This is a genomic window from Rhodococcus sp. 05-2254-6 (assembly GCF_002258565.1).
Taxonomy (GTDB): Bacteria; Actinomycetota; Actinomycetes; order Mycobacteriales; family Mycobacteriaceae; genus Rhodococcoides.
The window spans coordinates 20,910-33,158 of record NZ_NOZF01000049.1 but is presented as its reverse complement, the minus strand read 5'-3'; the positions used below and the strand labels follow the sequence as shown (position 1 = coordinate 33,158).

11 protein-coding genes, 1 tRNA gene and 1 pseudogene are annotated in these 12,249 nt (G+C 65.7%); 5 read left to right on the top strand and 8 right to left on the bottom strand.

Annotated elements, in window-relative coordinates:
* From CH256_RS06065 to CH256_RS06030, 8 genes and pseudogenes are all read right to left on the bottom strand, one after another.
* Positions 1–104, bottom strand: a pseudogene (locus CH256_RS06065) (enoyl-CoA hydratase); the annotation flags it as partial.
* Positions 105–188: 84 nt separating this feature from the next.
* Complete coding sequence (locus CH256_RS06060; protein WP_094638685.1) at positions 189–722, bottom strand: MarR family winged helix-turn-helix transcriptional regulator; 534 nt, start codon at positions 720–722, stop codon at positions 189–191.
* Positions 723–757: 35 nt separating this feature from the next.
* Positions 758–2,101, bottom strand: coding sequence for a DUF2254 domain-containing protein (locus tag CH256_RS06055; protein ID WP_094669092.1), 1,344 nt, complete (start codon positions 2,099–2,101; stop codon positions 758–760).
* A gap of 72 nt (positions 2,102–2,173) precedes the next feature.
* Positions 2,174–2,761, bottom strand: a complete 588-nt coding sequence (locus tag CH256_RS06050) for a class I SAM-dependent DNA methyltransferase (RefSeq protein WP_094669091.1) — start codon at positions 2,759–2,761, stop codon at positions 2,174–2,176.
* Between the two features lie 14 nt (positions 2,762–2,775).
* Complete coding sequence (locus CH256_RS27980) at positions 2,776–3,660, bottom strand: hypothetical protein (protein WP_068048304.1); 885 nt, start codon at positions 3,658–3,660, stop codon at positions 2,776–2,778.
* Positions 3,661–3,720: 60 nt separating this feature from the next.
* Positions 3,721–3,793: transfer RNA gene (locus CH256_RS06040), tRNA-Arg, on the bottom strand.
* 68 nt (positions 3,794–3,861) lie between these two features.
* On the bottom strand, positions 3,862–4,584 hold the full coding sequence (locus tag CH256_RS06035; protein WP_068048301.1) for a DUF305 domain-containing protein: 723 nt from the start codon (positions 4,582–4,584) through the stop codon (positions 3,862–3,864).
* A complete protein-coding gene (locus tag CH256_RS06030) occupies positions 4,584–5,465 on the bottom strand; it encodes a DUF3105 domain-containing protein (protein ID WP_068048298.1) in 882 nt (293 codons plus the stop codon). Before CH256_RS06030 ends, CH256_RS06035 begins: the two co-directional genes overlap by 1 nt.
* Before the next feature lie 231 nt (positions 5,466–5,696).
* On the opposite strand from CH256_RS06030, the gene argS reads away from it, so the two are divergent.
* From argS to thrB, 5 genes are read left to right on the top strand one after another with little or no spacing between them, the layout of a single operon-like run.
* The gene (gene argS / locus CH256_RS06025; RefSeq protein ID WP_068048294.1) at positions 5,697–7,349 is read left to right on the top strand and encodes an arginine--tRNA ligase; all 1,653 of its coding nucleotides are present in this window, start codon (positions 5,697–5,699) and stop codon (positions 7,347–7,349) included.
* Positions 7,346–8,767, top strand: coding sequence for a diaminopimelate decarboxylase (gene lysA, locus CH256_RS06020; protein ID WP_094669090.1), 1,422 nt, complete (start codon positions 7,346–7,348; stop codon positions 8,765–8,767). The genes argS and lysA overlap by 4 nt, the downstream gene beginning before the upstream one ends.
* Positions 8,764–10,065 carry a homoserine dehydrogenase gene (locus CH256_RS06015; protein ID WP_094669089.1) on the top strand — a complete coding sequence of 434 codons (1,302 nt, stop codon included), beginning with the start codon at positions 8,764–8,766 and terminating at the stop codon, positions 10,063–10,065. Before lysA ends, CH256_RS06015 begins: the two co-directional genes overlap by 4 nt.
* Complete coding sequence (gene thrC / locus CH256_RS06010) at positions 10,062–11,129, top strand: threonine synthase (RefSeq protein ID WP_027497914.1); 1,068 nt, start codon at positions 10,062–10,064, stop codon at positions 11,127–11,129. The genes CH256_RS06015 and thrC overlap by 4 nt, the downstream gene beginning before the upstream one ends.
* 19 nt (positions 11,130–11,148) lie before the next feature.
* Entirely contained in the window at positions 11,149–12,081 is a 933-nt protein-coding gene (gene thrB / locus CH256_RS06005; protein ID WP_094669088.1) for a homoserine kinase, read from the top strand.
* Positions 12,082–12,249 lie beyond the last annotated feature (168 nt).

Sequence of the window (12,249 nt, the reverse complement as noted above, 5' to 3'; positions counted from 1 at the left end):
ATCATGGCGACCGGGAGCGACATCTCGGCGATGGTGGTGGCGGTCGCGACAGCGTCGTCGAGGAGATCCGCGACCGGCACGATGCGCGAGACCAGCCCTTCAGCAGATCGGCTCCGACCTGTTCCTGGAGCAATTGCACCACGAACGGTACGGGTGTGCCATTGTCTTGTGACGAGTCACGATCGAACTCAGAACGATGTAGTGATGTTTTCACTGTCGAAATCGCCTGCATCCGAACGGAGTTCCGCCAAGATCCGAACGAGCGCCAGTAATTTGTCCCGTGCCAGACCGGGGCGTGCGAACACCAGTGAGTTCAAGCGCTCGGTGGCCTCGACGGCCAATGTGCGTCCCTGCTCGGTGATTTCGACCAGGGTGGTGCGTCGATCGCTCGGATGTGGGATGCGTCGAACGTATCCCACGGACTCGAGACGATCGACAGCGTTGGTCACGCTCGTGGGATGCACCTGCAGACGTGCGCTCGCCTTCGCCATCGGCAGAGCCCCGTTCTTGGTGAAGGTCAACAACGTCAGCAGTTCGTAGCGCGAAAAGGTCAGTCCCGTCGGCTTCAACGCTTCCTCGACCCGGGCGAGCATGATCTGCTGCGCGCGCATCAACGAGGTCACTGCGGCCATACCGTCGGCGGCGTCGGACCATCCGTGTTCGGTCCACTGGCGGTGTGCCTCTGCAATGGGATCGAGGGGAAGCGGAGACGGTGCTGGCATACCGACCATCCTCCCACGGTGTCCGGTTCCGGCGTCTACCGAATGACGACGCGAGGTACTGCGAGCGGAACTCGATCCGTGATCGCGGCGCGGGCAAGCGAGATCTGCTCGCGGGCTTCGGCTGTGCGGGCGGTATCGGTGTCGCCGGAGGCCAACGCGCGGTCCAGCAAGTCCAGTTGAGTCAGTACGGCGTCGACGTTCTCGGAATCCTGTGCCGCCCGACCCACTCGCTCGGCGAGACGAATGCCGGCCTGCACCACCATGGGGCTGCCGGTGCCGTAGATCCGCACCGCATCGAGGGCATGGTCGATCAGTGACGGAACCGCGACGCGGCGGGTGATCACCCGTACGGTGCCGTCGGAGCCGCAACGAGCCCGGGAGGGCCTGGGACGCTGGACGACCGCGACCAGTCCGACCGTGAGATCGTCGATGGCGTTGCGTGCCGTGTACGGGTCGTTGACGCCCGTCGACAGGGCGCGCACAGCCATTTCGGTCATCTGCTCGACGGCGAAAGCGATGTCGTGCCGCGGTGTTCGACTGGTGCCGATGGCGAACGACCCTCGAACCCGTCCGACCGCGTCGGTGGAGATGTTCGCCGATCGATCGGCCAGAACATCGGCGAGCGGTTCACCGGCGACGACGTGTTCACCGGGCACTCGATGAACATCGATCACGGTGTCGGTGTCGCCAGCGATGTTCAGCACTGCGTCTTCGTCGATGTCGATGATCACCCCGGACTCCTCGGCCAGCACCGTCGTGTAGACGGGCGGCTTGACGATGCCCTCTGCCGACGCTGCATCGGCGGGTTGTTCGGGTGGGTAGAGCGCGTCGACGGACTCCGACAGTTCGTCGCGGACGCGGCCGGACAGCGTCGCCACCTGGATCGACTGTGCGATGTGATGAATGAAGTAGACGAGCACACCCACGTCGACCACCGCGAGTGCGACGGCAACGTTGACGGCGATGTCCGGCACGAAGACCGAGCCGTCGGATTCGATCGAGCGAATCGACCGCAGCACCATCAGCGAGTACAGGAACGTGGCACCGAAGATGCCGAGCACCACCTGATTGCCGCGATCGGCCATGAAGTTGCGCACCAGGCGGGGGCCGTACGAGGAACTGGCGGTGGCGAGGACGGAGATGGTGATGGAGAACGACGTCGCAGCCACGCCGAGCATGGACCCGCCGATGGCACCGAGGATGTCTCGGCTGCCGCTGGCACCCACGTGGTAGAGCAGCGAGCCCGTCAGATCCACCCGGGTATCGAGCAGATAGCGATCGAGACTCACCAGAGCCTGCGCGAGCACGAGTGCGACGACCCCGAGGACGGCGGGAATGAACCAGAACGATTCCCGCAGCTTCGCCATGTGTTCCTTCATGACGCACAGTCTTCCCGTAGGCGTCCGAATCAACCCTCGGTATTCGAATCCCGTCGCTCGATCGATGCCGTGTCAGGCCAGCAGGGCCGGCTTTCGTGCCACGGTGACGGCCCAGTCGGCGTCCGTCCGCCAGGGCCGGAGATCCCACGTCGCGAATCGGTGCTCGAGGACGAAACCGACCGCCGCCAGATCCTCGTCGAGCATGTCCACGGTGTACTCCCTATCGGTGGCGAATCCGGTGACGAACACTCCGCCTTCGGTCAGGTGTGCCCAGATGCGTTGGAGCGCAGTTCGTTCGGTACCGGGCTTCATGAAGACGAGTACGTTGCCCGCTGCCACGGCCGCGTCGAACGCCCGGCCCAGATCGAGCGTCGTCAGATCGGCGACATGAACGTCGAGTTCGGGGTGCGCTCGCGCGGCCTCGGCCAGAACGGGATCGAGATCCACTGCGGTCACAAGGTGTCCGCGGCGGGCCAACTCGACACCGAGTCGGCCGGTCCCGCATCCGGCATCGAGAATGCTCGACGCGGGGGAGACCACCGCGTCGACCATGCGGGCCTCGCCGTGCAGATCCACGCCGCGTTCGGCCAGGCGGTCGAATCGCTCGATGTAGCGCGCGGAATCGTCTGCGGAGTTCTCGGCTTGCCAGCGTGTGGTCACCCCGCCAGGGTAGGTCAGGTCAGGGAGTCGAGGGCCGACCGGGCTTCGGCCACGCGGATGCGGGCCGCGTCTAGTGCCGCCGCCGTCGACTCCGCCTGTACGACGCTGGCCTCGTGTGCTTCTCGTGCAGCCTGCTCTCGGGCTCCGGCGGCCTCCAGCTCGGCCTCGATTCGCTCGACTTCTTCTGCAGCGCTGTGCAGTTCGGACGCTTTTCGTTCGGTGTCCGCTTGGGCTTCGTCGACTTCGGTTCGCGCGGTATCGAGATCGGATTCGGCCGACTCGAGTTCGGCGAGCAGTCGGTTTCGTTCGGCTTCGTCGGTTTTATGCCGGTCGTCCTCGACCTCGGGAGAAACCGGGTCGTCCTCGGCGGCGTCGTCATCGTCGGGAGAGTCCGGAACGATCGACAGCAGCGCAGGCCCGAAGCCGCTGTACGTTTCGGCCACCACGGTTCTGCCTTTGCGGACGCGGTCGCGTATCTCGGCGTCGGCCATCGCCGCGTTCAGGGTGTTGGAGATCTCGCGGGCTGCGTTGTCGCCGACGGTCGCCCCGAGGTCGCGTCCGAGCGCGACTGCTCGGTCGGTCAGTGCACGTATCGAAGTGCTTCGGGCAGTGGACAATTCACGCAGTCGGGGGCCGTCGCCGCACTGCTGTGCTCGTTCGAGTTGCTCACCCAGATCGAACAGTTCCGCCAGGGCCGATTCGTCTCGGCGAGCGAGTGTGTTCACCAACCACGCCACGAGAGTGGGTTTGCGCAGGGCGCCGATGCGGGTGGCACCGGCTTTGTCGCCGGCCTTCTTGAACCGGGTGACGTATGCCGCACGATGCGAGACGAAATCAGCGGGAGGGAGTGAGTACAGGTCGTCGACGACGGTCTCGACTCGGGGGAGATTCTCGGACATCGAAGTCCACCGTCTCGTTCGAGCAGCCACCGTACGACGATGACGTGCGTGAAAGATGTGTGCCCCCGGCAGGATTCGAACCTGCGGCCTTTCGCTCCGGAGGCGAACGCTCTATCCCCTGAGCTACGGGGGCGCACCGGACGAACCGGTGTGCCTGTTGGGCTGTACGAAAGACTAGCGCATCCGCGACCCGAGCCGAAATCACCCCTCGGGCAGCGGCTGCGCACCCTTCTCGGCGAGCATCTGCTTCATCAGCGTCGACTCGCTGGTCTGGGTGGCGACCATGGAGTTCGCCAGATTGATCACCGCCGGTGACTGCGCGTGAGTCTGCGCGTACTCCATCATCGCCAGGCCGCCCTCGTGGTGGCGCAGCATGAGTTGCAGGAACATCACGTCGACATCCGAGCCGGTGGCCTGGCGAAGAGCGGCGAGCTCAGCGGAACTGGCCATGCCCGGCATGGCCCTGGTGGGATCCGAGGATCCGGGATCCATGGACATTCCGCCCATGGAGTGACCGTGCGAGTCGTCCTCGGCCATCCAGTTCATGTAGCCGTCGGTCGAGATCGGTGCTCGGTCCCACAGGGCCAACCAGCCCTGCATCTGTCCCACCTGGTTCTGCTGCGAGGTGAGCATGTCGAACGCCAGGCTCTTGACTGCCTGATCCGGCGCGTTGGTCAGCGCCACCGCCGCCATCTCGATCGCCTGGTTGTGGTGCACGGTCATGTCCTGCGCGAAGCCCACGTCCACCGAGTCCGCAGCAGGTGCGGTGTCGTCGTCCCGGAACGGACTCTGCACCAGAAAGCCCAGCGCGAAACCGATCGCCAGCACGGCGATCAGCGCCAGCGCCACCAGCGCGGTGCGCTGGCTCGGCTTGGTGGCGGACGCGGTGGCGTCCGCGCTGTCGGTTGTCGTCGGCTCGGTCATCAGTTGGTGGGGACCTGAAGATCGCTCGGCAGCTGAACTCCGCCGGTGCCGCCGGTCTCGCTTGCATCGGGGGTGATGCCGGCACCGTCCATCGGTACCGCGTCCGCGCCGGGTGCAGAGGCGTCGAACAGGGGTGGGTTGTCCGGATCGAATGCGTTGTCACCGGTTCCCGGGACCGATGCGCAGCTGGCGCCGACCTCGGGGTAGGCGAAACGGTTGAGGCGCAGGGCGGAGATGAACTGGCCGATGCGTTCGTCGTCCACGCTGTCCAACTTGAGCTGGTGGCCCCAGGACTGCAGCGAGACCGGGGAATCGAGGCCGGGGTACGGCGACATCATCATCTGCGTTTCACCGTCGACGCGATCGGCCAGCGACTGGACCTGGTCCTCGTTCAGATCGTCGGGGTTGTAGGTGACCCAGACGGCACCGTGCTCGAGCGAGTGCACGGCATTTTCGGTGCGAATGGCCTCGGGGTACACGATTCCCGTGCAGGTGGCCCACACGGCATCGTGCGGTCCACCGAACGGCGGCGACTGGTCGTAGGCGACCCGCTGCGTGCGCCCGACGTGCAGAGCCGCGGGGTACTCCTGGATCGCGACACCCTCGATGCCGGTCGACGGATCCTGATTGGCCTCGCTCGGCGCGAACTTCTGCGCCTCGGCGCGGTCCTGGTACTTCGGATACAGATTGATCCCGAGGCCCGCGACGAGACCGACGACGACAACGACACCGGCAACCGTCAGCCAGGGAATCTGCCTGCCCGTCGCGGTGGGCACGCCGCCCTTCTTCTTGCGAGCTGACTTCTTGTTGGCTGCGTTGATGGCTTTGTCTGCCTTCGCAGCCGACTTGTTCTGACTGCCTTTGTCGGGACCCGTTGGCATCGCTGTAGTTGCTCTCTCAGTCGAGGAAAGGTGGTGTTCGGTTGCGCTGGTGATGCGTATCTGCTGGTGACAGCATCGTCCGATGACCATCAGCGCAGAGCGCCCTCACTGTACGTTCTCTGTCTGAGAGCGTGCTCAGAGCCTGCGCGGACCGCGCAGGCCGAGGTTGCTCGCCGGCAGACGGGCAGTGGATGCGAGGACGCCGCGCACCAGCCAATAGGATAGCTACCTGTGACTCCCGCCGATCTTGCCGAACTGCTTCACGCGACCGCCGCGAAGGTGCTTGCCGACCGCGGCCTGGATGCATCAGTCCTCCCTGCGAAGCTGACCGTCGAGCGTCCCCGCAATCCCGAGCACGGCGACTACGCGACCAACGTGGCACTCCAGGTCGCGAAGAAGGCCGGAGCCAACCCCCGCGACTTCGCCGGCTGGCTCGCCGAGGCTCTCGCGGCCGAGGCCGCGATCGACAGCGCCGACGTCGCAGGTCCCGGGTTCCTGAACATCAGGTTGGCCGCTGCAGCGCAGGGCGAAATCGTTGCCCGCGTGCTCGCCGAAGGCGCGGCCTTCGGCAGCGGTTCCTCGATGACGGGCAAGAAGGTCAATCTCGAGTTCGTCTCGGCCAACCCGACCGGTCCGGTGCACCTCGGCGGAACCCGGTGGGCAGCCGTCGGCGATGCACTCGGTCGGATCCTGACCGCCCACGGGGCCGAGGTCACTCGCGAGTACTACTTCAACGATCACGGCGCACAGATCGCCCGATTCAGCCGGTCGCTGATCGCCGCGGCCAAGGGCGAACCCGCTCCGGAGAACGGCTACGCAGGCGAGTACATCGCCGAGATCGCGGAGCAGGTGCTGGTGCAGGAGCCGGAAGCGCTCGCGCTGGCACCCGAGGCCCAGGAAGAGACGTTCCGAGCGATCGGCACCCAGCTGATGTTCGACCGGATCAAGGCCAATCTGCACGAGTTCGGCGTCGACTTCGATGTCTACTTCCACGAGAATTCGCTGTTCGACTCAGGTGAGGTCGAGAAGTCGGTCGAGTACCTCAAGAGCTCGGGGAGCCTTTACGAGGAGGACGGTGCCTGGTGGCTACGGTCCACCGAGTACGGCGACGACAAGGATCGTGTCGTCATCAAGAGCGACGGCAACGCCGCCTACATCGCCGGCGACATCGCCTACTTCCAGAACAAGCGGCAGCGCGGTTTCGATCTGTGCATCTACATGCTCGGAGCGGACCACCACGGATACATCGGACGCCTCAAGGCGGCCGCAGCTGCGTTCGGAGACGACCCCGCGACCGTCGAGGTGCTGATCGGCCAGATGGTCAACCTGGTGCGCGACGGTGTGGCCGTGAAGATGAGCAAGCGTGCCGGAACCGTCATCACCCTCGACGACCTGGTTGAAGCCATCGGCGTCGACGCCTCCCGGTACGTCATGATCCGGTCGTCCGTCGACTCCAGCATCGACATCGACCTCGCCCTGTGGGCGAGCGCCAGCAACGAGAACCCGGTGTACTACGTCCAGTACGCCCACGCCCGCCTGGCCTCACTCGCGCGCAATGCCGCCGAACTGGGAATCAGCGCGCAGCAGCCGGATCTGAGCCTGCTCACCCACGAGCAGGAAGGCGAGCTGATCAGGACGATCGGCGAGTACCCACGAGTGGTGGCCAGCGCTGCCGAACTGCGCGAACCACACCGGATCGCCCGCTACCTCGAAGAGCTGGCGGGTGCCTACCACCGTTTCTACGGTGCGTGTCGAGTACTTCCACAAGGAGACGAGGAGCCCGGACCTGTGAACACCGCACGACTGGCGTTGGGGAACGCGACCCGGCAGGTCCTGGCCAACGGCCTCGAACTGCTCGGGGTCAGCGCACCGGAGCGCATGTGAGCGCACATCCGGCAGGACCCAAGCATGCCGACGCCCCCGCGAAGGAGTCGATGTCCCATCGCCCGGCCGACGCGTCGGAGATGACGACGCTGCCCGAGCAGGTGTGGCCCCGCAACGCCGAGCGCGGTGAGGACGGAACCGTCCGGCTCGCCGGAGTGTCGGTCACCGATCTCGCGGAGCAGTACGGCACACCGTTGTTCGTCGTCGACGAGGACGACTTCCGTTCGCGCTGCCGTGAGATGGCCGCCGCTTTCGGGGCGCCCGAACGAGTTCACTACGCCTCCAAGGCTTTCCTGTGCGGAGAGATCGCACGCTGGGTGGCCGACGAAGGGCTCTCTCTCGACATCTGTTCCGGAGGCGAGTTGGCCATCGCGTTGGCTGCCGGATTCCCGGCCGACCGAATTGCCATGCACGGCAACAACAAATCGGTCGCCGAGCTCGAGGCGGGCGTGCGCGCAGGCGTCGAACATGTGGTGCTCGACTCCAACATCGAGATCGACCGTCTCGACGGCGTCGCCGGTGCGGCCGGTGTGGTGCAGGACGTTCTCATTCGCATCACCGTCGGTGTCGAGGCGCATACCCACGAGTTCATCGCCACCGCGCACGAGGATCAGAAGTTCGGATTCTCGCTCGCCGACGGCTCTGCGCTCGACGCCGTCCGGCGCGTGTTCGCTGCCGACAACCTTCGCCTCGTCGGACTGCACAGTCACATCGGTTCGCAGATATTCGAGGTCGACGGCTTCGAGTTGGCAGCGCACAAGGTCATCGGTCTGCTGCGAGACATCGTCTCGGAGTTCGGCGTCGACAAGACCGCGCAGATCTCGACTCTGGATCTCGGTGGCGGCATGGGTATTTCGTACGTGCCGAGTGACGATCCGCCGCCGGTGGAGCAGCTCGCGGCGAAGTTGACCACCATCGTGGAGACCGAGTCCACTGCAGTGGGTCTACCGGTCCCGACGATTGCCGTCGAGCCGGGCCGCGCCATCGCCGGACCGGGCACCGTCACGCTGTACGAGGTCGGCACGATCAAGGACGTCACCGTCGACAAGTCGACGCGTAGGCGTTACATCAGCGTCGACGGCGGCATGAGCGACAACATCAGAACCTCGCTGTATCAGGCCGAATACGACTGTCGGCTGGTCTCTCGCACGAGCGATGCCGAGGCCGTCGTGGCTCGGGTGGTCGGAAAGCATTGCGAGAGCGGCGACATCGTCATCAAGAACACATGGATGCCGGCAGACGTCGGGCCGGGTGACTTGCTCGCGGTAGCGGCCACAGGGGCCTACTGCTACTCCATGTCCAGTCGCTACAACCTGCTGACGCGGCCCGCTGTGGTTGCGGTCAAGGACGGGCACTCGCGCCTGATCCTGCGGCGGGAAACCATCGAAGATCTGCTCAGCTTGGAGGTTCAGCCATGACATCGAAGCCGATAGGCGTCGCCGTACTCGGACTCGGAAACGTCGGCAGCGAGGTCGTTCGGATCCTCACCGAGAACGCTGACGACTTCGAGGCGAGAGTCGGTGCGCCACTGGAGATTCGGGGCATCGCGGTGCGTCGGGTCGACGGCGATCGTGGAGTTCCGGCCGAGCTGCTCACCGACGATCCCGCCGAGCTCGTGGGCCGCGACGACGTCGACATCGTCGTCGAGGTTCTCGGCGGCATCGACATTCCCCGCAAGCTGGTGCTCTCTGCCCTGGAGAAGGGCAAGTCCGTCATCACGGCGAACAAGGCCCTGCTGGCCGAGTACACCGGGGAACTGGCCGACGCGGCCGAGAAGTCACGTGCCGACCTGTATTTCGAGGCCGCCGTGGCCGGAGCCATTCCCGTCGTCCGCCCGCTGATGCAGTCTCTCGCGGGTGACCGTGTGAACAAGGTTGCCGGCATCGTCAACGGCACCACGAACTTCATCCTCTCGGCCATGGACGAGACGGGCGCGGACTACGCCGAAACCCTCGCCGAGGCAGGGCGTCTGGGCTACGCCGAGGCCGACCCGACCGCCGACGTCGAAGGCTACGACGCTGCATCGAAGGCCGCCATCCTGGCGTCCATCGCATTCCACACGCGGGTCACTGCCGGTGACGTCTACCGCGAGGGCATCAGCAAAATCACCTCGGACGATCTCGAAACCGCGAAATCTCTGGACTGCACCATCAAGCTGCTGGCCATCTGCGAGCGGATCGTCACGCCCAAGGGCAAGGAGCGAATCTCCGCTCGGGTCTACCCGGCGCTCGTTCCGCTGAACCACCCGTTGGCGTCGGTGAACGGTGCGTTCAACGCCGTGGTCGTCGAAGCAGAGGCCGCAGGCCGCCTGATGTTCTACGGCCAGGGTGCAGGCGGCGCGCCGACCGCGTCCGCAGTACTCGGCGACCTGGTGATGGCCGCTCGCAACAAGTTCTACGGCGGACGGGGTCCACTCGAATCCAAGTACGCCAAGCTCAAGGTGGCCCCCATGGGTGACATCCTCACTCGCTACTACGTCAGCATGCAGGTTGCCGACAAGCCAGGCGTTCTCGCCACCGTGGCGGCCGAGTTCTCCAAGCGTGACGTCAGCATCTCCACGGTGCGTCAGCAGGGCTCGGGTGACGGAGCCAGGCTCGTCGTCGTCACGCACCTCGCGGCCGATTCCGCACTGTCCGACACCGTTGCATCCCTCGAGCAGCTCGACGTCGTCGTTCACGTCGCCAGCGTTCTCCGATTGGAAGGCACCACCGTATGAGCGTCCACACCCCCTGGCCCGGTCTGATCGAGGCATACCGTTCGCGTCTGGCGATCGGCCCGGATTGGAAGACCGTCACGCTGCGCGAGGGCGGCACCCCGCTGTTGCCGGCCGGGCACCTGTCCGAACTGACCGGGTGCACAGTGCATCTCAAGGTCGAGGGACTCAACCCCACCGGCTCCTTCAAGGACCGCGGGATGACCATGGCCGTCACCGACGCGCTCGCCCGAGGTCAGGAGGCCGTTCTCTGCGCCTCGACCGGCAACACCTCGGCCTCCGCAGCTGCCTACGCGGCCAAGGCCGGAATGAGCTGTGCCGTCTTGGTTCCGCAGGGCAAGATCGCCATGGGCAAGCTCGCGCAGGCAGTCATGCACGGAGCCAAGATCATTCAGGTGCAGGGCAACTTCGACGATTGCCTCGAACTGGCCCGCAAGACCACGGCCGAGTTTCCGACCATCGGTCTGGTCAACTCCGTCAACCCCGTCCGCATCGAAGGCCAGAAGACCGCGGCCTTCGAGATCTGCGACGCCCTCGGCGACGCACCGGACATCCACGCACTGCCGGTCGGCAACGCAGGCAACATCACCGCGTACTGGCGCGGTTACTCGGAGTACTTCCGTGACGGTCTGACCACGCGCAAGCCGCGGATGCTCGGAGTCCAGGCCGCGGGCGCTGCTCCGCTGGTTCACGGTGCGCCGGTGAAGGATCCGGAAACCATCGCCACCGCGATCCGGATCGGCTCGCCCGCATCCTGGAACGGCGCCGTCAACGCCAAGGAAGAATCGAACGGAGCATTCCGCGCAGCGACCGACGAGGAGATCCTCGAGGCGTACCGATTGATCGCCAAGACCGAGGGCGTGTTCGTGGAGCCGGCCTCCGCCGCCAGTGTCGCCGGGCTGCTCGCAGCTCGAAAGGAAGGCTGGCTCGAACCGGGCCTGACCGTCGTGTGCACGGTCACCGGAAACGGCCTCAAGGATCCCGATACGGCGCTGTCGGGAATGCCTGTCGTAGAACCCATTTCGGTCGATCCCGTCGCTGTCGCGGCTGCGCTCGAGCTGGCCTGAGTTGACGGAATCTCCGGCCATGACGACGACACTCCCCATCGGGCTCACGGTCACCGCGCGCGTCCCGGCGTCCAGTGCCAACATCGGACCCGGATTCGACAGTCTCGGAATCGCTTTGGGGCTGTACGACGAGATCGAGGTGACGACCACCGCGTCGGGACTGCGGATTCACGTCGACGGTGAGGGTTCGGCGGACGTGCCGTGGGGACCGACGCATCTGGTCGTACGCGCCATCGAGCGGGGTCTCGAAGCTGCCGGAGTGTGGGCCGACGGCTTGGATGTCCACTGCCGCAACGTGATTCCTCACTCCAGGGGGCTCGGTTCCTCGGCGTCGGCTGTGGTCGGGGGCCTCGCTGCCGCCAACGCACTGGCCGCGAAAGTGGATCGGTCGCTCGCGCTGTCGGAGGGTCAGCTGGTCCAGCTGTCATCGGAATTCGAGGGTCATCCCGACAATGCGTCGGCGAGTTGCCTCGGCGGTGCGGTGGTGTCGTGGAGCGAACCGCCCAATGCCAGTGTCACGGCGCGGAGGTATGCAGCCGTGCGGCTGGAGGTGCACCCGAGCATCAAGGTCGTCGTGCTCGTACCGTCCGAACGCTCGTCGACGTCGCACACGCGGGGATTGTTGCCCGAGTTGGTGCCCCACCGTGATGCGGCCTTCAACGTCAGCCGTAGTGCCCTCGCGGTGGTGGCGCTGACCGAGCGCCCGGATCTGTTGATGTCCGCGACGGAGGACCTGTTGCATCAAGGTCAGCGCGCTCAGGCGTTACCCGACACCACTCGCTGGATCACCACCTTGCGCGCGCGGTCCATCGCGGCCGTGGTGTCCGGTGCGGGCCCGACGGTCATGGCGCTGTGCACCGAGGAGTTTCCGGCCGATCTGCGCGAGGCCGCATCGGCCGAGGGGTGGCGGGTGCTCGACCTGGACGTGGCCGACGGAGTCACCGTCGCGTGACAGACGCGGCAGTAGGGTTCTTGCCGAGTGGGGACAACGGCGCTATGGTGAACCCTGTCCGTACATCGTGCGCTTCAGACGCCGGTTTCGTCAGGGCATTCAGGTCGCTGTATTCGGGGGATTCAAACGTCCGAGTGATGTGACGCTCCTGACTCGATCCTTCCCGTA